At 68.3% G+C, this 23,837-nt stretch carries 17 protein-coding genes; 7 read left to right on the top strand and 10 right to left on the bottom strand.

The features are described 5' to 3' along the window. Positions 1-697 precede the first annotated feature (697 nt). A complete protein-coding gene (locus tag BDK92_RS03660) occupies positions 698-3,028 on the top strand; it encodes an RICIN domain-containing protein (RefSeq protein WP_246017475.1) in 2,331 nt (776 codons plus the stop codon). Positions 3,029-3,215: 187 nt separating this feature from the next. On the opposite strand, the gene BDK92_RS03655 is transcribed toward BDK92_RS03660, so the two are convergent. Genes BDK92_RS03655 through BDK92_RS03640 form a run of 4 tightly spaced genes read right to left on the bottom strand, consistent with a single transcriptional unit; the run spans position 3,216 to position 7,521 of the window. Further along, a complete protein-coding gene (locus BDK92_RS03655; protein ID WP_121154585.1) occupies positions 3,216-4,370 on the bottom strand; it encodes a serine hydrolase domain-containing protein in 1,155 nt (384 codons plus the stop codon). A 3-nt stretch (positions 4,371-4,373) separates the two neighbouring features. After that, the gene (locus BDK92_RS03650; protein WP_121154583.1) at positions 4,374-5,201 is read right to left on the bottom strand and encodes a carbohydrate ABC transporter permease; all 828 of its coding nucleotides are present in this window, start codon (positions 5,199-5,201) and stop codon (positions 4,374-4,376) included. Next, positions 5,198-6,163: a carbohydrate ABC transporter permease gene (locus BDK92_RS03645; RefSeq protein WP_121154581.1), complete on the bottom strand. Its 966-nt coding sequence runs from the start codon at positions 6,161-6,163 to the stop codon at positions 5,198-5,200. The genes BDK92_RS03650 and BDK92_RS03645 overlap by 4 nt, the downstream gene beginning before the upstream one ends. After that, complete coding sequence (locus BDK92_RS03640) at positions 6,160-7,521, bottom strand: ABC transporter substrate-binding protein (RefSeq protein WP_211349049.1); 1,362 nt, start codon at positions 7,519-7,521, stop codon at positions 6,160-6,162. Before BDK92_RS03640 ends, BDK92_RS03645 begins: the two co-directional genes overlap by 4 nt. 356 nt (positions 7,522-7,877) lie before the next feature. Here BDK92_RS03640 and BDK92_RS03635 point away from each other — a divergent pair, with 356 nt between their 5' ends. From BDK92_RS03635 to BDK92_RS03625, 3 genes are read left to right on the top strand one after another with little or no spacing between them, the layout of a single operon-like run. Beyond that, positions 7,878-8,921, top strand: coding sequence for a LacI family DNA-binding transcriptional regulator (locus BDK92_RS03635; protein WP_121154577.1), 1,044 nt, complete (start codon positions 7,878-7,880; stop codon positions 8,919-8,921). 41 nt (positions 8,922-8,962) lie between these two features. Further along, on the top strand, positions 8,963-9,919 hold the full coding sequence (locus tag BDK92_RS03630) for a family 43 glycosylhydrolase (protein WP_121154575.1): 957 nt from the start codon (positions 8,963-8,965) through the stop codon (positions 9,917-9,919). A gap of 14 nt (positions 9,920-9,933) precedes the next feature. Then, positions 9,934-10,974 (top strand): carbohydrate kinase family protein, encoded by a 1,041-nt coding sequence (locus BDK92_RS03625; RefSeq protein WP_121154573.1) that lies wholly within the window; start codon positions 9,934-9,936, stop codon positions 10,972-10,974. Between the two features lie 92 nt (positions 10,975-11,066). On the opposite strand, the gene BDK92_RS03620 is transcribed toward BDK92_RS03625, so the two are convergent. From BDK92_RS03620 to BDK92_RS03610, 3 genes are read right to left on the bottom strand one after another with little or no spacing between them, the layout of a single operon-like run. Next, positions 11,067-12,359, bottom strand: a complete 1,293-nt coding sequence (locus BDK92_RS03620) for a CE1 family esterase (RefSeq protein WP_121154571.1) — start codon at positions 12,357-12,359, stop codon at positions 11,067-11,069. A gap of 47 nt (positions 12,360-12,406) precedes the next feature. After that, positions 12,407-13,759: an endo-1,4-beta-xylanase gene (locus BDK92_RS03615; protein WP_121154569.1), complete on the bottom strand. Its 1,353-nt coding sequence runs from the start codon at positions 13,757-13,759 to the stop codon at positions 12,407-12,409. A gap of 52 nt (positions 13,760-13,811) precedes the next feature. After that, positions 13,812-15,908: a family 43 glycosylhydrolase gene (locus BDK92_RS03610; protein WP_121154567.1), complete on the bottom strand. Its 2,097-nt coding sequence runs from the start codon at positions 15,906-15,908 to the stop codon at positions 13,812-13,814. A gap of 215 nt (positions 15,909-16,123) precedes the next feature. Here BDK92_RS03610 and BDK92_RS38310 point away from each other — a divergent pair, with 215 nt between their 5' ends. Continuing rightward, positions 16,124-16,378, top strand: a complete 255-nt coding sequence (locus BDK92_RS38310) for a hypothetical protein (RefSeq protein WP_147456894.1) — start codon at positions 16,124-16,126, stop codon at positions 16,376-16,378. A gap of 69 nt (positions 16,379-16,447) precedes the next feature. Here BDK92_RS38310 and BDK92_RS03605 read toward each other — a convergent pair whose 3' ends face one another. After that, the gene (locus tag BDK92_RS03605; protein WP_121154565.1) at positions 16,448-17,140 is read right to left on the bottom strand and encodes a FadR/GntR family transcriptional regulator; all 693 of its coding nucleotides are present in this window, start codon (positions 17,138-17,140) and stop codon (positions 16,448-16,450) included. A 301-nt stretch (positions 17,141-17,441) separates the two neighbouring features. Next, entirely contained in the window at positions 17,442-17,651 is a 210-nt protein-coding gene (locus BDK92_RS38305; RefSeq protein ID WP_147456893.1) for a hypothetical protein, read from the bottom strand. Between the two features lie 14 nt (positions 17,652-17,665). On the opposite strand from BDK92_RS38305, the gene BDK92_RS03600 reads away from it, so the two are divergent. Continuing rightward, complete coding sequence (locus BDK92_RS03600) at positions 17,666-20,662, top strand: glycoside hydrolase family 95 protein (protein WP_121154563.1); 2,997 nt, start codon at positions 17,666-17,668, stop codon at positions 20,660-20,662. An 8-nt stretch (positions 20,663-20,670) separates the two neighbouring features. On the opposite strand, the gene BDK92_RS38760 is transcribed toward BDK92_RS03600, so the two are convergent. Further along, complete coding sequence (locus BDK92_RS38760; protein ID WP_170208470.1) at positions 20,671-20,835, bottom strand: hypothetical protein; 165 nt, start codon at positions 20,833-20,835, stop codon at positions 20,671-20,673. An 88-nt stretch (positions 20,836-20,923) separates the two neighbouring features. Here BDK92_RS38760 and BDK92_RS03595 point away from each other — a divergent pair, with 88 nt between their 5' ends. After that, entirely contained in the window at positions 20,924-23,812 is a 2,889-nt protein-coding gene (locus tag BDK92_RS03595) for a family 43 glycosylhydrolase (protein ID WP_246016772.1), read from the top strand. Positions 23,813-23,837: the final 25 nt, after the last annotated feature.

Below are 23,837 nucleotides of genomic sequence, written 5' to 3'. Positions count from 1 at the left end.
CGGCGCGTCAGGTCGTGCCTGGACGCGCGAGGGGGCACGAGTGTGCTGGTTGGTCGTCGTGCCGTCCGCCGCAACGGCAGTCAGCCCCGCAGGACGTCACACAGCGTGACGTGGGCTGTGTTCTCATCTCGTGGTCGGTGAGGTCAGGATGCGCTAGACATTGATGGGTGTCAATGACTTGACCAGGGTCCCGGTTTGCCCTGGGGGTGGGGGCGATGGTGCCTGGTTCCCTCGGTCGGCGCCGCTGCCGATCGAGTGGCGGGCCTGGTGACCGCCGGAGGTCGAGGATTGCGGACCCGCATCCAAACATCTATCTTCATACGTGTGATGTTTCGGTCGTGTCAAGGCCATGTTTGCAACACGAGCACATAGGCCTCCGTCGCGATCTGCGAACGTTCGTCGTCCGACGCCTCGTACGGTTCGGGGGCGGTGCACGGATCTCATCGGTGACTACTGTCTGTGAGGGGTCTCGGGATGTCAGATCCATCGTCAGCGCCCGCTGCCCGCCCTGCGGGCATCGGCAGGTCCTTCCTCGGGAGCGCCCCCGTCGTCCGTGTTGTTAGCGCTAACACAGTCATTCCGTCGCGCCTCGTTGAGGCGTTCCACCCTCACTCCTCTCATGTCAGGAGACCGTCCCGTGCCCCTTTCGTCCTTACCTTCTGTGCGCCGGCTGCTGGCCGGCGCCGCCGCGACAGCGATGACCGCCCTGGTCGCCGTGACCGCCTCGGCATCCCCAGCCCTCGCGGCCACCACCACCCTCTATGCGTCTCCGTCCGGCACCGGCACCAGTTGCTCTGCCTCCCAGCCGTGTTCCCTGACGGCCGCGCAGGCTGCGGTACGGGCGCGCAACAGCACGATGTCCGGCGACATCGTCGTGGAACTGGCTGACGGGGCGTACCGGCTCTCGACGCCGATGCGACTGACGGCCGCGGACTCCGGCAACAACGGCTATCAGGTGATCTGGCGAGCGGCAGCCTCGGCCCGCCCGACGATCAGCGGCGCCCGGGCGGTCACCGGTTGGTCCCTCGCCGACGCCGGGAAGAACATCTGGCGGGCCAACGTAGGAGCCGGGCTCGATGCTCGTCAGCTCTACGTGAACGGCGCCGTCGCCACCCGGGCGCGTACCGCCGTGAACCGGTCCGACTTCACCTTCACCACCACCGGCATGCGGTTCAGCAACAGCGCCCTGAGCTACCTCAACACCCTCGGAAACCAGAACCGGGTCGAGATCGAGAGCGTCGGCTCGTTCACCGACCGGTACTCGCCGGTGCAGAGCATCAGCGGGAACTTCCTCACCATGCAGCAGCCCGCCTGGAACAACAACACCTTCGGGTTCGACACCCTGTCCAGCCCGCACCGGGCGGGCCCGTTCTACCTGACCAACGCGTACGAGTTCCTTGACTCACCGGGCGAGTGGTACCTCAACCCCGGCACCGGCGTGCTCAACTACATCCCGCTCGCCGGGCAGAACATGGGCACCGTCAGCGTGGAGCTGCCGCAGATGCAGTCCCTGGTCAACGTCGGCGGCACGTACGACGCGCCGGCGCACCACATCTCGTTCAGCGGCATCACCTTCACCGGCACCAGTTGGCTCGGCCCCAGCAGCAACCAGGGCTTCGCCGACCAGCAGACCGGCGCCCACATCATCGGCACCTGGGCTCGCCCGGCCGACGCACTGACCTCCTGCCAGGCCGGCTGCCCCCAGTTCGAGGCCACCCGGCCGAACTGGAACCAGATGCCCGCCGCCGTACAGGTCTCCGCCGCCAACACCATCACCTTCAGCGACTCCCAGTTCGTCAACCTGGGACAGACGGCCATCGGCATCGGAAACGACGCCAACGCTCACGCCAGCGGCGTCGGCCTGGGCGCCAGCAACATCACGATCACCCGCTCCGAGATCGCCCGCAACTCGGCCGGCGGCATCGTGGTCGGCGGCGTACGCGCCGACGCGCATCACCCTGGCGACCAGCGGATGGTCAACCGGGACATCACCATCAGCAACAACCGGGTCCACGATCTCGGCCTGGAGTACCGGGGCGTCGTCTCGATCCTGACCACCTACGTCAACACCGCCACCATCTCCCACAACGAGGTCTACAACATGCCGTACACCGGCCTCTCGGTCGGGTACGGCTGGGGCGCCAACGACGCCGGCGGCAGTGACCACTACGCCAACCGTGGCCTGTACAACTACCAGCCGCGATACACGACGCCCACCACCGCATCGAACAACCGGGTCACCGGCAACTACGTGCACGACGTCATGCAGCAGATGACCGACGGGGGGTGCATCTACACGCTCTCGGCGAACCCGAACGCGGCCATCAACGAGAACTACTGCCTGCGGACCAACGGCTGGTTCGGGCTCTACTTCGACGAGGGCTCCCGCTACTACACCGCCCGCAACAACGTCTTCTCCTCCACCGGTACCTGGGCCACCGCCAACTACTGGTACGCGGAGAACATGGGCAACTACACCGTCACCAACAACTGGTCGACCAACGGCAGCACCAACGTGACCAACGGCGACCGCGGAAACGTGGTATCCGGCAACGTCACGGTCAGCAACGGCAACTGGCCGTCGGGCGCCCAGGCGGTGATGGCCACCGCTGGTGTCGAGAGCGGCGGCACCAACCCGCAGAACGTGCAGATCGTCGGGGCCCAGTCAGGACGGTGCGCCGAGGTTGGTGGCTCCAGCACCACCAACGGCACCCAGACCCAGCTCTGGGACTGCACCAGCGGTACCAATCAGCGTTGGACCCAGACCGCCAGCCGGCAGCTCATGGTCTACGGCACCAAGTGTCTGGACGCCTCCGGCCAGGGCACCAGCAACGGCACCGCAGTGGTGATCTGGGACTGTAACGGCCAGGCCAACCAGCAGTGGAATGTCAACGCCAACGGCTCGATCACGGGCGCGCAGTCGGGCCTCTGCCTGGACGCCACCGGCGCCGCAACGGCAAACGGTACGAAGCTCATCCTCTGGGCCTGCAACGGTGGCACCAACCAGCAGTGGCAGCTGCGTAGCTGAGCAGAGGGCGCCCGGCCGCACCGCGGCCGGGCGCCCCATCGCCCGGACCGTCTGCGCTGGCCGGGTGGCGGCGCGGCCATCAAGACGAGTATGGACCGCGCCTGCCCCGGCTTCGTGGCGAATTCGACCCTGTCCGGGACCGGGACAGGTGGAGATCCGGCGAAACACTCGTGGTCGCCGCGTCTGGTCAGGCCCCCAGGCAGGCCCGCACGGCGGCCGTGAGCCGGTCGCCCCGGTCGTCGTCGACGCCGCCCATCTGGTTGACGACGTACGCGAAGCCCACCTGGTAGGCGTCGTCGCCGAAGGCCACATGGCCACCCGCGCCGTCGTGGCCGAAGCTGAGCGCACCCAGCAGGGGGCGTGCCGGCGGGGAGTCCAGGAGGAAGCCGGTTCCCCAGCGCTGGCCGGTGTCGGCCGGCCCGTACCGCTGCTGGCCGGCGACCCGGGGGAGGGTCGCGTCGTAGACCGAAGTCCTGGTGAGCAGGCGCTCGGTGCCGACCGGGGACACCGCGGCGGCGTAGAGGCGGGCCAGGCTCTCGGCGGTGCTGACGGCACCGGCTCCGGGTATCCCGGCGGCCTGGATGACCGGGTCGTTGAAGCTGACCAGACCGTCGTTGTCGGCGGGGAAGGCGAAGGCGCCGCCCATGGTGAGCCCGCTCTCGGCGACCGGGTGCAGGGGCACCGCGGACCCGGCCGGCGGCGCCAGCATCCAGGCCACCGAGTCACGCTCCTCGTCGGGAAGACCGATCCAGGTACGCAGGCCGAGCGGCGCGGCAAGTGTGTCGCGGAAAAACGCGCCGGGCAGCTGACCGGTGATGCGGTGGATCACCTCACCGATCAGCCAGCCATAGGTCATCGCGTGGTAGCTGTGTGCGGTGCCGGGCGGCCAGAGCGGCGTCTGCGCCTCGATCGCCTCGATCACGGGCTTCCAGCTGACCACGTCCTCGCGGCTGAGCGGCCGGTCCAGGGCTGGTAGGCCGGCCTGGTGGGTGAGCAGCCAGCGCACCGGGATGGCGGCCTTGCCGTGCTGACCGAACTCGGGCCAGTACCGGGTGACCGGCGCGTCCAGGTCGAGGCGGCCCTGCTGGACCAGCAGGTACGCGCAGATCGCCAGGATGCCCTTGGTGCAGGAGAAGACGACCGCCGGGGTGCCGGCGGCCCAGCGGCGTCCCGACCGGGGATCGGCGAGCCCCCCGTACAGGTCGACGACCTTGCGGCCCCTCACATACAGGGCCACGGCGGCGCCGACCTCGCCGCGCGAGGAGAAGTTGTCCCGGAAGATGTCGGCGACCGGGCCGAAGCCCTCGTCGACGTCACCTCGGACTGATGGATGCGTGGTCACGCGCTATCCCTTCAGCGACCCCTGGATGAGGGCCTTGATGAACTGGCGTTGGAAGATCAGGAACACGATGAGCGTGGGAGTGAGGATGAGCAGAGAGCCGGCGCAGAGCAGCACCAGGTCCGTCCCCCACTGCCCCTGGAACGCGCCGAGCGCGCCTGCCATCGTGCGTTTCGTGGCGTCGTCGACGAGCACGATGGCGAGCAGGAATTGGTTCCAGGTCCACAGGAACAGCAGGATGGTCAGCGACGCGATGGCCGGTCGGGCGAGCGGCACGTGGATGCGCCAGAACAACTGCCAGGTGTTGCTGCCGTCGACCCGCGCCGCCTCGGAGAGTTCCTTCGGCACCGTGGTGAAGTGGGCCCGCATCCAGAACACCGAGAACGGCATGTACAGGCCGATCAGCGGCAGGATAATCGCCCAGCGGGTGTTGAGTAGTCCGAGGTCGCGCATCTGGTAGTAGAGCGGGGTGACCACGGCTTCGAGTGGCAGGGTCAGACCGAGCAGGAGCAGGCCGAAGGCGATCCGGCCACCGGGCACCCGCAGGTGACCCAGTCCGAACCCGGCCATGGTCGCGATGACCACGCCGATCGGCACGACCCCGACCACGATCAGCAGGCTGGACCGCAGCAACACACCCATGTTGGCGGCGGTGAACGCGGCGCCGAAGTTGCCCCACTGCGGGTCGGATGGCCAGGCCAGTCCGGTGGGGACGGTGCCGCGCGGCTGCAACGCCGCGGACAGCATGCTCAGGAACGGCAATAGCGTGACGACGACCAGCGCGATCAGAAAGATCCGTCCGGTCAGGCGTTCGCCGCGGCTGGTGAGGTTCATGCCTTCTCCTCCCGGGTCAACCGCTGGATCGGCAGTACGCACACCAGCACCAGCACCATGAGCACCACCGCCAGTGCCGAGGCGAGCCCGACCTGCCGCTGGGAGAAGGCGAGCCGGTATATCTCCAGGCCGGGCACCGTGGTCTGGATGCCGGGTCCACCGCTGGTGGAGATGTAGACGATGTCGAAGCTGGCCAGGGCGGCGATGATGGTCACGGTGAGGCAGACCCCGATCTCCTGCCGCAGGCTCGGCAGGGTGACCGCGAAGAACTCCCGTACCGGGCCGGCGCCGTCGATGCGGGCCGCTTCGTACAGCGCCGGGTCGATCTTGCTCATGCCCGTGACGAGCAGGATCGTGCACAGGCCGAGCATGACCCAGGTACCGATCACGCCCACCGAGGGCAGTGCTGTGTCGAACTCGCCGAGCCAGGCGCGCGTGACCCCGCCCAGGCCGACGGCCCGCAGGATCTGGTTGACCAGGCCGTCGGTGGACAGCAGCCAGGTCCACGCGATGCCGGCCGCGACCAGGGGAATCACCTGCGGCAGGAACAGCACGGTGCGCACGACGGTGCCGAACGGGCCGGCGCTGAGCCGACGGACGAGGCTGGCGACCAGCAGCCCCAGGCAGACCGGGGCGAAGCTGAAGAAGACGATCAGGATGAACGCGTTCGAGATGATCTTCAGGAGGTCGCTGTCGGTGACCACGGTCAGGTAGTTGTCCAGGCCGACCCACTCGGCCCGACCAATGCCGTTCCAATTGTACAGCGAGTACTGCATCGTGGTCAGGAGCGGACGCAGGACGAAGAACCCGTACATGCTCAGGGCCGGCAGGACCCAGAGCCAGCCGAGCCACCCGGCCGTACGGCCCCACCGCTTCCGGTAGGGCCGTACGGGTGGCTGCCGGTCCTCGCCGCCGGCCCGGGTCGGGGCACCGGCGGAAGTGCTGCCGACGGCAGAGGTCATCGGGACAGTTCCTTCTCGTACTCGGCCTGGACCGCCTTCACGTACCCCTCGGGGGTCTGCTGCCCGGCGACGAGCTTCTGCATCTCCGGGGTGATCGCGGCGGCGAAGATCCCACCGGTCGCGTTCGCGGTGAAGTCGACCGCGCCGTTCTCGGCGCCGAGCTGTTGCGACGCCTTGAGCGTCTCGGACAACACGGTGCCCTCGGCGACCGACGGGAGCGGCAGGTCGGAGGGGCCGCCGGGGTGCGAGCCGCCGACCTTCACGGAGATCTCCCGGGCCTTGGGGTCGGTGTGCGCCCAGTTGAGAAAGAACGCGGCAGCGTCCGGGTTCTTCGCCCGGGCGCCGACGCCGAACGTGTTGGGCGCCGACATCGCCACGTGCTTGCCGCCGGCGGCCTCGCCCGGGAACAGGAAGAAGCCCACGTTGCCGGCCATGTTCTTGTCCAGGTTGCCGGACTCCCAGTCACCGTTGAACATGAACAGGCCGTTGCCCTTCTGGAACTCGCCGACCATGGACGCGTAGTCCAGGGCGTTCGCGTCCGTCGGGAAGTAGCCCGCCTGCGCCCACCGCTGGATGGTCTGGGTGGCCTTCAGTGCGGCGGGGGTGTCGAACGTCGCGCCCGGCTTCTGGAAGATCCAGTCGGACACCCGGGCCGGGTCCCCGAACTGGTTCTGCAGCGCCTGGTGCGGGAAGTTGATGCCGGCGGTGTTCTTGTTGAACTGCATGATCGGCTGCACCTTGGCGGACTTTGCCTTGGCCAGCAGTTCTTCGAACTCGGCGATGGTGGTCGGGGGCTTGGCCATGCCGACCTGTGTGGCCAGGGTCTTGTTGTAGAACACCCCGGTCACGCTGTAGCCCAGGCCGAGCCCGTACAGCGAGCCCGAGCCCCGTACGCCGCCCCCGTCGGCGAGCCGTAGCTGGACGAGCTGAGAAGCCGGGAACTTGTCCCAGCCGTAGGCGGCGACGTACGGGTCGAGGTTCTTCAGCAGGTCGTCCTTGACCAGGTCGACCATGGTGGGGAGCCGAATGATGTCGGGTGCGTTGTCCGAGGCCAGCACCCGGGGTGCGTTCTCGGTGATCACGGTGAACTGGTCCTCGCGGATGTTGAACTTCACGTTCGGGTGCTGCTTGGTGAACTCGTCCGCCAGCGCCTTCACCAGCGGGAAGCCGGTCTCCGCGTACAGCTCCAAACTGATCGGCCCGGTGCCGAGTTCGGTGCTGACCGGGCCGTCGGACCCGGTCGACGACGGCTGGTCCGACCCTGGTGCGCTACATGCGCTCATCACCAGGCCGGCGGTGAGGGCCGGCACCAGCAGTGCCAGCCGACGTCGCGAGAACCTGGTCGAGGAATCCGGCACGTCAACCACTCCTTGATTCATGCCGCGTCACGCCGCCATGGTCGGGCCGCACAACCCCGACCGCCTCGTGTCGGCCGCACAACCGGCGCCCCGGGGGTCGCGACCACGTCAGCCGACACGATTACGGGAAGAGGGACTGTTCCCTTCCGTAACACTCAACGGCGTAGCTAAAATGATTTAGCAGAGCATGCGCGTGGTGCGCGAACCCTGTCAAGGACGAGTTTGGCAACGACTTGGAAACGGCTGGTTCACACCAGTGGTGTCCCGTCGCCCGTCCCGACCGCAGCGGCGACAGTGGCTCGCGGATGATGATTGAGATGTGGTGGCACGTGACGCGCCGCGGATTCGGAGGAGTCATGGGCAGCAACAGGGCAACCCTGGCCGATGTCGCACGGCTGGCCGGCCTCTCCAAGACCGCCGCCTCGATGGTGCTCAACGGGCGCGAGGGCACCCGGCTGTCCGCAGAGGCCCACCAGCGCGTCTTCGCCGCCGCCGAGGAGCTCGGATACCGGCCCAACACGGCGGCGCGCAGTCTGCGTACCCGCAAGACCGCCACCCTCGCGTTCGTCTCCGACATCGTCGCCACGACCAGATTCGCCGGCGACCTGATCCGCGGCGCGCTGGACGCCGCCCGGGAACGGGACCACGTACTGCTCATCACGGAGACCCAGGGCGACGCGGCGTTCGAGCGGTATGCCATCGAGGCGATGCTCGACCGCCAGGTCGACGGCGTGGTCTACGCGGCGATGGCAACCCGTCGACTCACGGTGCCCCCCGCAATTCTCGGCGGCCCGGTGGTGCTGCTCAACGCCACCAGCCCGGACGGCCTGCCCTGCGTGCTACCCGACGACGAGCAGGCTGGAGCCGCCGTCACCGAGGCCCTCCTTGCGGAAGGCCACCGCGAACGCATCGCCCTGATCGGGCGCAACCGGCTCAAGGAGGACGATCCCGAGGTCTCCATCGCCGCGCAGGCCCGCCTGCGCGGTGTCCGGAACACCCTCGCCGCCGCCAATGTCACCCTGTTCGCCGAGTGTCACTGCGTGGAATGGCTGCCCGAACACGGGTACGCCGCCATGTGTACCCTCCTGTCCAGGTCACCACGCCCGACCGCGGTCATCTGCATGAACGACCGACTGGCCTTCGGTGCCTACCAGGCGCTCAATGAGGCCGGGCTGGCCATCCCCGACGACATCTCGGTGATCTCCTTCGACGACGACCCCATCGCCGCCTGGCTCCGGCCCAGCCTGACCACCGCTGCCCTGCCGCACGAGCGGATGGGGCGCCGTGCCGTGGAACTCGTGCTCGATGGCGGCGCCGCCGGGCCGTCGTACGTTCCCATGCCGCTGCGCCGACGCAGGTCCACTGCCGCGCCGGCCGCCACAACCCGCGCAGCGGGGTAGGGAACGTCGTAGCTAAACCGATTCACTGGTAGGTTGCCGGCATGCTGCGATTGCCGGACCACTGGGTGTGGGACAGCTGGTACGTCCAGGACGACAACGGTCGATGGCACGCGTTCTTCCTGCGCGCCTCCCGCGCCCTGCAAGACCCGAACCGCCGCCACCAGCGGGCCGCGATCGGGCACGCCGTCTCCACCGACCTGCGTTCCTGGACCCTGGTCGCCGACGCGCTCGTGCCAGCCGACGCGCCGGGCTGGGACGACCTGGCCACGTGGACAGGGTGCACTGTCCGGGGCCCGGACGGGCGGTGGTACATGTTCTACACCGGTGTCGGCCGCGCCGAGGACGGGCTGGTCCAGCGGATCGGCCTGGCCGTCTCCGACGACCTGACCACATGGCACCGCCACGGCACCGAACCCCTTGTCGAGGCCGACCCGACCTGGTACGAGCTGCTCGACCGGAACATGTGGTACGAGCAGGCCTGGCGGGACCCCTGGGTCTTCGCCGACCCCTCCGGCGACGGCTGGCACATGCTCGTCACCGCCCGCGCGAACCATGGAGCGGCGTCCGAGCGCGGCGTCATCGGCCATGCGACCTCCCCGGACCTGGTCACCTGGACCGTCCGGCCGCCGCTGTCCACGCCCGCCGGATTCGGCCACCTCGAAGTGCCCCAGGTCGCCGTTGTCGACGGCAAACCCCTCCTGCTCTTCTGTACCAACGCGGTGGCGGACCAGCGGCGCGGCGACCGACGGATATGGGTGGCGGAGGCGGCGAGCGTGCTCGGCCCCTGGGATGTGGCCTCCGCGCAGCCGGTTGCTCACCCGCACCTGTACGCACCCCGCCTGGTCCCCGATGGCGAGCGGGGCTGGGCGCTCATCGGGTTCCTCGACCACGTCAACGGCACGTTCGTCGGCGAAATCACCGACCCTGTCCCGTTCCACTCCCCGTGGACTGGCCCGGACACCAACGCCGCGCAGGTCGCCGCCGGCCAGCACCGGTGAGCGGAGCGCCGGATATGCGGGAGGAGACAGGGGAGAGGTCAGCCCGGCCGGCTCCGATGCCGGTCACCGTGATCGGCGAGGCGGTCGTCGACCTCGTACCGGAGCCTGACGGTCGGTACGCCGCGCATCCGGGCGGCAGCCCCCTGAACGTGGCCGTCGGCCTGGCCCGGCTCGATGTGCCGACCAGGTTGCTCGCCCGGTTCTCGACCACAGCCCTCGGACGCCGGCTGCGCGAGCACGCCGCAGCCAACGGCGTCGACCTCCGGTACGCCGTCGACGCCGCAGAGCCGGCGACACTCGCGGTCGTCTCCCTGACCGGTGACGGCAGCGCCGGGTACGACTTCTACGTCGAAGGCACGGCGGACTGGGCCTGGCAGCCGAGCGAACTGGCCACCGCACTCGCCCGGCGGGGAATCGTGCACGCCGGCTCGCTGGCGGTGTTCCTGCCGCCCGGGGCGGATCATGTCGGCGCCGCCCTGAGCGCAGCCAGGGAGCACGGCATGATCGTCAGCCTCGACCCGAACGTTCGGCCCGGTCTGCTCGGCGCTCCCGCCGAGGCCCGCGCCCGGGTCGACCACCTCGTGTGCCGTACCCACGTCGTCAAGGCCAGCGAGGAGGACGTCGGATGGCTCTACCCGGGTCACTCGGTGGAGCAGGTCCTCGATCATTGGCACGACCTGGGCGCCACGCTCGGCGTCGTGACACTCGGCCCGCATGGCGCCGTCGCCCGCTCGGGTAACCAACTGCTCCGGCAGGCGGCTCCCGCTCTTGAGGTGGTCGACACCATCGGCGCTGGCGACGCGTTCACCGCCGGGCTGCTCGCCGTACTCTCCCGAGCATCCTGGCGCTCGGCTCCGTCACCTGGCGCAGATCTTGACGCCGAGCTGTCCGGGGCAAACCCCTCCTGGTCCGAGGAGGAGATCGTTGCCGCCCTGCGGTACGCCGTCGAGGTGGCCGGCGCCACCTGCGCCCGTCCGGGAGCCGACCCGCCGCGCTGGCAGGAACTCCCAGGCCACACCACCGACTCGGCCGGACAGGCATCGGGCGGCACGTGACCTGCTCCGAGGCGCCTGACCTGCTCCGGTGCGGGTGATCACGAGTGGTCACCCGCACCGGAGCCGGGCGAATCAGCTACTCGTCCCCGAGGTCAGTTGGCGGTGCAGGTGGGGGTCGAGCCGGGTCCGCTGCCGGTGCCCTGGAAGCCGAACTCGGTGGTTTGGCCGGGGTTGAGCCGGCCGTTGTAGCTGACGTTGGTGAACTGGACGGTGCCGGTGTTGCCGCTGGCCGAGGCGCTCCAGGTGTTGGTGACGGCGGCCCCGCTCGGCAGTGTTGTGTTGACGGTCCATCCGTTGGTTCCGGCGGTGCCGGCGGTGACCCGTACCGTGGCCACGAAACCACCGGTCCAGGAGTTCAGTGACAGTGACGCGGTGCATCCGCCGGGCCCGGGCGGCGGCGTGGTCGGGTTCGGTGGTGGCGTGGTCGGGTTCGGTGGCGACGTGGTCGGGTTCGGCGGAGTGCTCTGGAACTGCGAGAAGAACCGCCAGATCTCTCCCTTGGTCCAGGTCGTGACGCCGCTCTCGGTGTACGTCCCGTCGACGGGGCCGGGCATGTGTCCGTTGTCGAACGCCGCCCACTGCACCGGATACCCGGCCCGGCACCCGGAGTAGGCCGTGGTGATGTGCGTCCGGCTGCCCGACGCCGGCTCCCGTGGACTCTGGGAGGTACAGCCGTTGTTCCTGACGAACGTGTCGCGCAGTGACCGTCCCTGCGAGATGTTGAGGACCGTGTCGCTGATGCCGTGAATTCCGAAGTACGCGATGGGCTGGTTGCCGCCGCTGCACCCACTGAGCTGCGCACCGGCTATCACCGCGACGGCTCGGAAGACATTCGCCCGGGAGCAGGCGAGCGAGTAGCTCATGCCACCGCCGTAACTGAAACCGAGGGCGAACCGCTGCGTCGTGTCGACACACAGATCGTTCTCGATCCGTCGGATCATGTCGTCGACGAAGGTGACATCCTCGCCGCCGGAATTGGCCCAGCCACCGTTGAGGCCCTGGGGCGCGACGAGGATCGCGCTGTTGTTCGACTGTTCGAGCTGGCCGTAGTACGACCAGGCGGCTCCGCTGGTGCCGCCCGATTCGATCTCGTTGGCGGTGCCTCCCCGCCAGTGGAACGCGAAGATCAACCGGTACTGGCGGCTGTTGTCGTAGTTGCCGGGGATTCTGAGGATGAAGCTGCGGTTCTTGCCGCTGCTCTGAATAGTGTGCGTACCGTTGGCCAGCGTCGGGGCCTTGCCGCATCCGGCACTCGCCGCGGCGACACCAAGGTCGGCGGCCGTCGCGCCGCCGCCGAGGCTACCGCTGTGCGATGTGACGCCCGCTGTCACGGCGAGCAGTGCCGCGACGGCGAGAGGCCCGAAAATCGCTCTGTGTCTGGGCATCCTGCCACTCCTTCCATCTTCGAGGTTGACCTGTCGGGAACTCGAGGTCAGTTGGCGGTGCAGGTGGGGGTCGAGCCGGGTCCGCTGCCGGTGCCCTGGAAGCCGAACTCGGTGGTTTGGCCGGGGTTGAGCCGGCCGTTGTAGCTGACGTTGGTGAACTGGACGGTGCCGGTGTTGCCGCTGGCCGAGGCGCTCCAGGTGTTGGTGACGGCGGCCCCGCTCGGCAGTGTTGTGGTGACGGTCCATCCGTTGGTTGCGGCGGAGCCGGCGGTGACCCGTACCGTGGCCACGAAACCACCGGTCCAGGAGTTCAGTGACAGTGATGCGGTGCATCCGCCGGGCCCGGGCGGCGGCGTGGTCGGATTCGTCGGTGTGGTCGGCGACGGTGTGATGCCTCCGCCGGCGTTGAGGGCGTTGAGGACCGCGTCGTACGCGGGCTTCTTGTTGCCGTTGCAGTCGAACAGCAGGGCGTTGTCGGAGCCGCGCCAGGAGTCGCAGTCCCGTACGCCCCAGACCGTGATGCCGGTGCAGCGGGATACGGCCATGCAGGCGCGGGTGACGGAGCCGAAGATGTTGGCCTGGTTGGATCCCTGGGTGACGTCCAGTTCGGTGATCTGCACGTCGACGCCGAGGGCGGCGAAGCGTTGCAGGTTGGCCTGGTAGTCACCGGCCAGTGAGGTGCCCAGGTGGGACTGGAAACCGACGCAGTCGATCGGCACGCCTCGGGCCTTGAAGTCCCGCACCATGTTGTAGATGCCGGTGGACTTGGCGTTGACCCCGTCGGTGTTGTAGTCGTTGTAGCACAGCTTGGCGCCCGGGTCGGCGGCTCGCGCGGCGTGGAACGCCGCCTCGATCCAGTCGTTGCCGGTGCGCTGCAGGTTCGAGTCGCGTCGGCCGCCGCTGCCGCCGTCGGCGAACGCCTCGTTCACCACGTCCCAGGAGTGAATCTTGCCCCGGAAGTGGGTGGCGACCTGGGTGACGTGGTTGATCGCGGCGTTGCGTAGCGCGCTGCCGGACAGGCTCTGCGCCCAGCCGGGCTGCTGGGCGTGCCAGAGCAGGGCGTGGCCACGCACGCTCATGCCGTTCGCCTGGGCATGGCTGACGATACGGTCGCCGCCGGTGTAGTTGAACCGGCCCTGCTGGGGCTCGGTGGCGTCCCATTTCATCTCGTTCTCGGCGACGAGGCTGTTGAACTCGCGGTTGAGGACGGTCATGTACGTGCCGGTGGAGAACTTGGACGTCGCGACCGCGGCGCCGAAGTAACGACCCTTCTCGGCCGCTGCCGCCCTCAGGGTTGTTCCGGCGCTGGCGGCGGGGGCGAGGATCACGGTCATGCCGGCAGCGAGTGTGCCGGCGACGGCGAGGGTCACCATCGCCTTCAGGGTTCTAGCGCGATTCATATCGATTCCTTCCTGATCACGAATGATCTGCTCGAATCTGATTCCGAGGCGGTCACGGGGTGGTCAGCTCGAATCGCCGTACGGTCACCTGGCCGCCGAGGGCCTGACTGGCGAAATTGAAGATTCCGAACCGGTAGCCCATGAAGAACTGCCAGGCGTTGTTGAGGGTGAAGCCGGGGCCGAGGGCGGTGAAGTTGACGCCATCGGTGCTGTAGGAGAAGCGGGCCTGTCTGCCGGATCCGGGGCGGATGTCGGCGTTGGCCCGTAGCCACACCCGGCCGCCGGTGACGTTGGCGCTGGCGGCCTCGGTGCCGGTGCCGGTGCTGTCCCAGTTGCTGTTCATCGTCAGGCCGTTCGTCATCACGACCCTGGTGCTGCCGTTGTCACGTTTGACGCCGATCCAGGCCGAGGAGTCGCGGAGCATGGCCAGCCCGCTGCGGTCCCCGTCGCGCATCGTCGAGTAGTCCAGCTCGATGGTCGCCGTGGAACTCGGTCCCTGGATCCGGTGGGTGAGGGTGTTACGGGCGCCGTACAGGTCGTTGGTAACGGTCGCGGTTTGCAGACGCAGGCCGTTGTTGACCGACCACCTAGAGTTGTCCGGGTTGTGGTTCCACTCCCACTGCGGGCCGAGGGTGGTGCCGGCGAAGGTGTCGGTGCCGGTCAGCGGCCTGACCGCACGCGGGGGAGCGGGCAGGTTGGGCCTGGGGTAGTTGACGCCCCAGCCACCGTTGACGGTCTGCACCGTGGGCCAGCCGTCGCTGGTCCAGGTGATCGGTGCCAGGGCCGGCATCCGACCACCCGGGTACGCGTCGACGAACGCCATGTAGTACCAGTCGCCGTTCTGGGTCTGCACCAGCCCACCCTGATGGGGAACCCCTCCGCCGGAGATCGGGCCCGGCATGTTCAGCAGCACCTGCCGCATCTCGTACGGCCCGAAGGGGTTGCTCGCCTTCAGGACGTACTGGCCGTTGGCCGGTCGGGTCAGCCAGATGTAGTAGCTGCCGCCGCGCTTGTAGAACCTGGCCCCTTCGAGGGTTCCGACGCTGGACGGGGTGGTGAACACCTGCTGGGCGCGAACCTGACTGCGCCCGTCGGCGGAGAGCTGGGCGACGCTGATCGTGCTGTTGCCGTACGCGATGTACATCGTGTCGTTGTCGTCGATGAGCATCCCGGCGTCGTAGTAGCAGTTGTTGATCGTGGTCAGCCGGTTCCAGGAGCTTTCGACCGAGGTCGCGGTGTAGATATGGGTCTGGTTGAAGTCGACACATCCGGCCCAGTAGAACGTGTTGTTGCTCCTGCGGTAGTTCAGGGTCGACGCCCAGATGCCATCCACATAGGCACGTCCACCACTCATGTCGTACTTGCTGCCGAAGTCCAGCCGGGGCACGGAGTGCCCGGCGAACTCCCAGTTCACCAGGTCGTACGAGCGCAGGACCGGCGCGCCCGGCGAGTAGTGCATGGTCGACGCCGACATGTAGTAGGTGTTGTCGACCCGGATGATGTCGACATCAGCGAAGTCCTGCCAGACGACCGGGTTGGTGTACGGGTCGCTGGTGGGCGGCGGCGTGGTCCCGCCGTCGATGCGGACGAGCTGCCATTGCTGGTTGTTGCCGCCCCAGTCGGTGTATTGGACGATGTTGGCGCCGTCGGCGGTGGAGGCGTTCTGTACCTCGACGGCTTTGTTGCTGTTGCGGTTGATCAGTCGGACGTAGCCGCTGGTGGAGTCAGCGAGGCGGAACTGCTGGTTGGCGGTGTTGTTGTCAGTCCACTGCGCGATCGGCCCGCCGTCGGTGGTGGACCAGTTCTGGACGTCGAGCACCTTGCCGGAGTGCCGGGATTTCAGCCGGTAGTAGCCGCCGCCCGAGTCGACGAACTGCCACTGCTGCCAGGCTCCGTCGCCGCGGGTCCACTGAGTGATCCGCGCTCCGTCGTTGGTGGCCAGGTTGTACAGGTCGAGCGCCTTGCCACTGTTGCGGTTGACCAGCACGTACCAGGCGCTCGTGTCGACGGTGGCCGCGGCGGCGGGCGTCACGTTGACCACGACGGCCGTGCTGGCCGCGAGCACCATCACGGCGACGGCGGCCCTCGAGAACCATCGCCTCCGTGGCGTCGGGGGCGCGAGCTGTGGAGCGTCACCCGATGTAACCATGGTTCTCCCTCTGGCGGCGGCGGAGATAGTGAGAATCGGTAGTAGCCGAACCCGTCCTTTCATTGACAAACCTCCCTGTCGGGCAAGTGTTAGCGCTAACATTCGCGGCCGAGATGATCCCCCGAGGATGTGTTCAGCTGACGCCGGGGTCGGCGATGTCGGCGTGTGGTCGTCGACGCGGTGCCGTCGCATGTGGTTCGGCGACGTTGGCATCGATGATTTCGGCATCGATCGATGCGGCGGCCTGTCTGGCCGGGTGGATCGACCGGGGGCTGCCCGTGGCCCTCGCTGCTGTCCGGCTCCGGAAGCGTTTCGAGTATCGAACGAAACGATTACGTTGGCAACCCGTCTCGACGGGATCGCGGCGATGGGTGCCCGTACCGACCGCAGCCCGCGAGGTCAGATTCGCCCTGCTCGCGCACGTGATGGGGCAGTCATCGGTCGACCAGAACATTGACAACTATCTCTGACGCCGGATCGATGCGCGGACGGCCCGGCGGCAGGTCGAGGTGATGGGTCGGGCTGCCGAGCGGAAAACGCTAGTCCGCCGCCTTCGCGGCGAGCACCGTACGCACCCACGCCTCGGAGGTGTTGACGTGCATCAGCGCACTGGCGTGAGCGAGCAGTTGGTCGCGCGAGCGCAGCGCGAGGTAGATCGCGTGGTGCTCGTCGATCGTCTTGTGTGCCGCGTTGCCCTCTATCAGTCCACGCCACACCCGGGCCCGCAGCGTACGGCTGGACAGCCCGTCCAGTAGCGAGGTGAGAGTCTCGTTGCCAGTGGTCGCGATGACGGTGTGATGGAAGGCGGTGTCGAACTGGATCAGCTTCTCGGCGTCGTCGGCCGCCGCCCGCATGTCCTCCAGAATCCGACTGAGTTCGTCGAGCTCGGCATCGGTCATCCGCAGCGCCGCCAGGCCGGTCGCCACCGGCTCCAGCATCCGGCGTACCTCCATGACCTCCAGCAGGGTGTCGTCGCGCAGCAGTTCCACCGCGACCCCCAGGCCCTCGAGCAGCAGCCTGGGGGCGAGGCTGGTGACGTACGTGCCGTCGCCGCGTCGCACCTCGAGCACCCGGGTCGACTCGAGCACCTTCACCGCTTCCCGAACCCCGCTGCGCGACAGCCCCATCTGCGCGGCTAGTTGCGGCTCCGGTGGCAGCCGCGCGCCCGGCGGCAGCTCGCCGCTCTGGATCATGCTGCGGATCTTCGCGATCGTGTCGTCGGTCAGTGCCATCCACGCCTCCTCGGAGCGGCGGGTCGAGCGCCGTCACGATGGAACCCGCCGTCTGGAGCAGGCACGGGCATCACTTACCGCGCCGGTGCGTGAAGGAACCCCCGACCGCTGACCACGTGGCGAGTGCCCGGTCGCCACCGCTCCGTGCACACCGCCACCGTACATCTGATGTGTGGATCCGGGCGGGCCCGCGAGCTGCATCTCGGGCCCGATCCGGCCCGCTGGCCGTGCGCCTCCCGTCGGCCACGAGAGCCCTGACCGGTGCCCGTTGGCTGGGTGCTGTGCCTGGAGTTTGCCGCCATCAGGGCGCGGACGGCTCGTGGAGCCCACGAAAGATAGACCATTGCCCATTTCGACGCGCCGGAGTAACCTTCGCGAAACACATCAGATGTCTGACGTCATAGGGGTAGTCGGTGAACGTGTCGGCGAAGCCGAGGTTGGCGCCGCCGAGCAGATCACACACGTGAGCCTGCAGAGATTTCCACGCTTGTGAGTTGGCCGAGCCGGTCACCGATCGGAGGATTGATGTCAGACCTGACTCGACGACAGGCCCTCAAGATCGGTGCGGCCGGCGTGAGCGGTGCCCTGCTGCCGGTTCCCTGGACCGCCGTGGCCCGAGCAGACTCGGCCGCACCACCACAGGTGCTGGCCGCCGGCGATCTGGCGCTCTGGTACGACGAGGCCGCCGGCTCCGACTGGTTACGCGCGCTGCCGATCGGCAACGGCCGGCTCGGCGCCATGGTGTTCGGCAACGTCGACACGGAACGACTGCAGCTCAACGAGGACACCGTATGGGCCGGCGGACCGCATGACCCCAGCAATCCCCGAGGCTTGGGGGCGCTGGCCGAGGTTCGGCGACTGGTCTTCGCCAACCAGTGGACCCAGGCCCAGGACCTGATCAACCAGAACATGCTCGGCAACCCGGTCGGGCAGTTGGCCTACCAGCTCGTTGGCAACCTCCGGCTGACCTTCCCCACCTCGGGCGGGGCGTCGCAGTACGACCGGCAGCTCGACCTCACCACCGCCACCACCTCCGTGACGTACGTGATGAACGGTGTGCGGTACCACCGTGAGGTGTTCGTCAGCGCGCCTGACCAGGTGATCGCGATGCGGCTGACCGCGGACCGGACCGGCTCGATCACCTTCGCCGCCACGTTCGACAGTCCGCAGCGGACGACACAGTCCAGCCCGGACGGCGCCACGATCGCCCTCGACGGAATCTCCGGCAACCAGGAGGGCGTCACCGGCGGGGTCCGATTCCTCGCCCTGGCCAACGCGAGTGTCAGTGGTGGCACCGTGACCAGCTCCGGCGGCACCCTGCGGGTCACCAACGCCAACAGCGTGACCGTGTTGGTATCGATCGGCTCCAGCTACGTCAACTACCGCAACGTCGGTGGCGACTACCAGGGCATCGCGCGGCGGCACCTCACCGCCGCGCGAGCCAGCAGCTATGACCAGTTGCGCGCCCGGCACCTGGCTGACTACCAGGCGCTCTTCGCGCGGGTGAGCCTCGACCTCGGCCGTACCGCCGCCGCGGACCAGCCAACCGACGTCCGGATCGCCCAACACAACAGCGTCAACGATCCACAGTTTTCCGCGCTGCTCTTCCAGTTCGGCCGGTACCTGCTGATTTCCTCCTCCCGTCCCGGCAGCCAGCCGGCGAACCTCCAGGGCATCTGGAATGACTCGCTGACCCCGGCGTGGGACTCGAAGTACACGATCAACGCCAACCTGCCGATGAACTACTGGCCGGCGAACACGACCAACCTGGCGGAGTGCCACGGTCCGGTGTTCGACATGATCAGGGATCTCTCGGTCAGCGGCGCCCGCACCGCACAGGTGCAGTACGGCGCGGGTGGCTGGGTCACCCATCACAACACCGACGCCTGGCGGGCCACTTCCGTTGTCGACGGCGCGTTCTGGGGCATGTGGCAGACCGGTGGCGCCTGGCTGGCAACCATGATCTGGGAGCACTACCTGTTCAACGGCGACGTCGAGTTCCTGCGGGCGAACTACCCGGCGATGAAGGGTGCCGCGCAGTTCTTCCTCGACACCCTGGTGACCGAGCCGACCCTCGGCTATCTGGTGACCAACCCGTCGAACTCACCGGAGATCGGCCACCATGCGGACGCCAGCGTGTGCGCCGGCCCCACGATGGACAACCAGATCCTGCGGGACCTTTTCGACGGTTGCGCCCGGGCGAGCGAGATCCTCAACGTGGACGCGACCTTCCGGGCTCAGGTCCGGGCCACCCGGGGACGGCTCGCGCCGATGAAGATCGGTTCGCGCGGCAACATCCAGGAGTGGCTGTACGACTGGGTGGAGCCGGAGCGGACCCACCGGCACATCTCGCACCTCTACGGGCTGGCGCCCAGCAACCAGATCACCAAGCGCGGCACTCCGCAGTTGTACGAGGCCGCGCGACGGACGCTCGAACTCCGGGGCGACGACGGGACCGGCTGGTCGCTCGCCTGGAAAATCAACTTCTGGGCACGGATGGAGGAGGGCAATCGTGCCCACGACCTGATCCGCTACCTCGCCTCGCCCGCCCGGCTCGCGCCGAACATGTTTGACCTGCACCCGCCGTTCCAGATCGACGGCAATTTCGGCGCCACCGCCGGTATCGCCGAGACACTGCTGCAGAGCCACGCGGGTGAACTGCACATCCTGCCGGCGCTGCCGGCGGCCTGGCCCGGTGGGCGGGTGGCCGGTCTGCGTGCCCGGGGCGGACACACCGTCGGCATCACGTGGAGCAGCGGGCAGGCCAGCGAGGTTCTTGTCCGGCCGGACCGCGCGGGCACCGTTCGGCTGCGCGGCCGGCTCTTCGCGGTCAACCACACCGTCGTCGACACCACCGACGGTACGCCGGCCCGGACCACCCGGCTCGAGACCGACCTCATCGAACTCACCGTGCAGGCCGGACGCACCTACCGGGCCACCAGCACTGGGACCACCGCGCCGACCCTGGAGCAGAGCTTCAGCAACGCCGGCATCACCAACGACACCAGCACCGGTGCCGGAAATTTCGACGGCAACGGAGCCAGCCTCTCCGCGCAGGCCCTGGCCCAGGTGGGTGTCATCCCGGGCAGCACGGTGAGCCGCAACGGGGTGAACTTCCGCTGGCCCAACGTCAGCCCGGGCGTTGCCGACAACGCCACCGCCTCGGGGCAGCCCATCAGCGTGACCGGCACCGGACGTACGCTCGGCTTCCTTGCGACCGGCACCTATGGGGCCGTGTCGGGAACCGCCGCCGTGGTCTACGCCGACGGCACCCGCCAGACGTTCACGCTCAGCACGCCCGACTGGTACGGCGGGCCACATGCCGGTGGCACCGCGGCCATCGTGACCGCATACCAGAACCGGCCCGGCAACCAGCGCGCGAACACGGCAGCCTGCGTCTACTACGTGGGTGTGGCGTTGCAGAACAAGGCAGTGGCCCGGGTCGAGTTGCCCAACATCAGCGCGGGTCCTGCCGCCGGCGTGCCGACCATGCACATCTTCGCGATCGCGATCGGGGCCTGATGAGGACCTCAGCTGTCCCGACCGCCCCGATACCGAGAACGGCGCGCCGATGACACCTTTGTCGGCGCCGATGTTAGCGATAACACGATGGCCTTCAGGTCGCTCATGCGTTTGGAGTTCAGCTTGCCCGGGTTGATCCGTTCGTGCGCCCATAGCCCCTCCTCCAGGTCCATGCTGACCAGCCTGAATGGGATCCTCCAGCTTGTCGTCCACGCGGTCGGACGGCGGGGATCCGCAAGGCGTTCCCGTCGGCCCGGCTCGTTGCGCACGCTAACAACGATCGTCGTGCTCGGCGGCGCCGGTTTTGTGAATGCGCCGGCTGCGGCGGCGCATGACGCGGAGGAGTGGTCGTCTCGATCGTCCTACACGTCGACCGACACCGGCGCCGGGACGTACTCGGTGCCGCTGCTCAACGCCGATGTGCCTGACATCAGCGTGGAGCGCGTCCCGGCCGCCGAGAACGACGAGGGTCGGGACGTCTACTACATGATCAGCACGACGATGCACCTGAGTCCGGGTGCCCCGATCATGAGGTCCTACGACCTGGTGAACTGGGAGATCGTCAACTACGTGTTCGACCGGGCGAGTATCGGGGACGCGTTCTCGCTGCGGAACGGCCAGAACTCGTACGGCCAGGGCCAGTGGGCGTCGTCGCTGCGATTTCACGACGGCATGTTCTACGTCGCCTTCAACACGAACAACCTCGGTGGGGCGTATCTCTACCGCACCGACGACATCGAGAACGGCGCCTGGCAGCGCACCGCCCTCGGCCGCGGCCTGCACGACCCGTCGCTCTTCTTCGACATCGACGGCACGCCGTACATCTTCTACGGATCGGGCGGTACGAGCGCCGTGCGCCTCAACTCCGACCTGACGGCCATCGAGCAGGACTACCCGAACATCTTCACCGCGAGCAACTACGCCGGGCAGCCGTTCATCGGCGGCCTGTTCGAGGGCGCCCAGGTTTACCACATCGACGGCTGGTACTACGCGGTCATCATCACCTGGCCGTCCGGGCAGGGGCGCCAGGTCGTCATGTTCCGCTCGCGGGACCTGCTCGGCCGCTACAGCTCGGCGGGCGGTGCGAACACCTACGAGGCGCGCGGAGTGCTCAACTCGAACGGCTTCGCGCAGGGCAGCCTGGTGCCCGTCGCCGGCGAGGGCGGCGGGACCGACTGGCACGGCATGTTCTTCCGCGACACGTTCCCGATCGGGCGGATTCCGGCGTTCATCCCCGCGACCTGGCAGGACGGGTGGCCGACCTTCGGCACCAACGGTGTCGTGCCGGTCAACGGTGTGTTCGAAAAGCCGATCCGACTCAGCCCGCAGGAGGAAGTGTTCGAGCGGCAGAAGAGCATCGTCGTCTCAGACGACTTTGCCAACGACGCGCCGTACAAGGCGTTCCGGGACGAGGCGTGGACAATTCCGGATCAGCCCGACGTGGATGAGTCGCTCATCGGTGTCGAGCTGCTGTCCAATTCCGGGTTCGAATCCGGGACGGACGTCGCGCCGTGGGCCGCGCAGTTCGGTGCGACGGTCAGCCTGGACCGGGCCGATCCGGCCAGCGGGGCGGCGGCGCTGCGGGTGAGCAACCGGACGCTCAACGGGTCCGGTCCGAACCAGACCCTCAGCGGAAAGCTGCAGCACGGTGTGACCTACGCCGTGTCGGCGAAAATCAGGTACGCCTCAGGCCCGGATACGGTGCGGTTCAACCTCACCGCGGACTGGGGCTCCGGCGTCCAGGTGATGGCGTTCGGAACCGTGCCGGCCGGGCAGTGGACGACGGTGACCGGGCGGTACACCGTACCGGCCACGGCGAACCTCGCCTCGGTCAAGTTCGCGGTCGAGACACCGTGGGCGAACCCGCAGCCGCCGTCGTCGAGCGTGGAATACCTCATCGACGACGTCTCGATCGTCGGGCAGCCGGTGACGACCGAACACCCGACGGAGGGGGAGATCGCGCCCAACGGATCGCGGCTGGACCTGGCGTGGGAGTGGAACCATGCCCCGGACAACCGATACTGGTCGCTCACCGACCGGGACGGATGGCTGCGGTTGACGGCCGGCAAGGTGGTCACCGGGGAGTACATCTACACGAAGCTGTCCAACCGGGCCGAGCTGGCCTGGTTCGAGGAGGCGCGCAACACGCTGTCGCAGCGGACGTTCGGGCCGCGGCAGTCGGTCGAGACCCGGATGGACATCTCCGGGATGAAGAACGGGGACGTCGCCGGCCTGGCGGCCTACAACCGCGGGTTCTCGTACGTGGCGGTCAAGCGGGTCGGCGGAGTGAACACGCTGGGCGTCGTCAACCGGGGGCAGCCGTTCGCGGTCGACCTCGACCAGGCCACGCTGGAGAACTTCGTGCCGGGCACGACGGTGCCGCTGGGTGACGCGACCGAGGTGCACCTGAAGGCCGATCTCGACTTCGCCTCACCGGTAGGCCAGCTGTGGACGACGTTCCACTACAGCCTCGACGGGCTGAGCTGGAGCCAACTGGGCGGCCGGGTCGGACCGCAGACCCTGGACGGCAGCCTCGCGCACTTCATGGGTCACCGCGTCGGTCTGTTCAACTACGCGACGCAGGAGACCGGTGGGCGGGTCGACTTCGACCACTACCTGCTCAGCGACACGCTGACCGCACAGGGCCGACCGCTCGACACCAGCGACCTCGACGCGGCCATCGCGTACGCGGGGACGCTCGACGGCCGCCACTACCCGGCGGATGCCTGGGCCGCTGCGCAGTCCGCTCTCGCCGCGGCGAAGTCGGCGCGAGCCGGACGCTTCGGCACCCAGAACCAGATCGACGCGCCGGAGCGGGCGCTCAGCTACGAGCTGGCCCGGCTCGGCGTGCTCGCGGCGTTGCCCGTCACGGTCACCGCTCTGGTGCGGTGCCTGGGTGGCAGGGCGTACGTGGCTGTGCAGGCGCGCAACGACCATGACGCGCCGGTCGGGATCAGCCTGGAGACTCCGTACGGCGAGCGGTCGTTCGCGGCGGTGGCGCCGGGTGGGAACGTCTACCAGTCGTTCAACACGCGCGCCGCGTCGGTCGTGGCCGGTGTGGCGACGGTTCGGGTCACCGGTGTGATCGACGGCAGGGACGTGACGACCGTGCACACCGCGCCGCACCCTGCCACCACCTGCGGCGGATGACAGCCACGAGTCCTCGGCTCATCGG

The sequence above is a fragment of the Micromonospora pisi genome, from assembly GCF_003633685.1.
Classification (GTDB): Bacteria; Actinomycetota; Actinomycetes; order Mycobacteriales; family Micromonosporaceae; genus Micromonospora_G; species Micromonospora_G pisi.
This window is presented reverse-complemented; position numbering and strand designations above follow the sequence as displayed.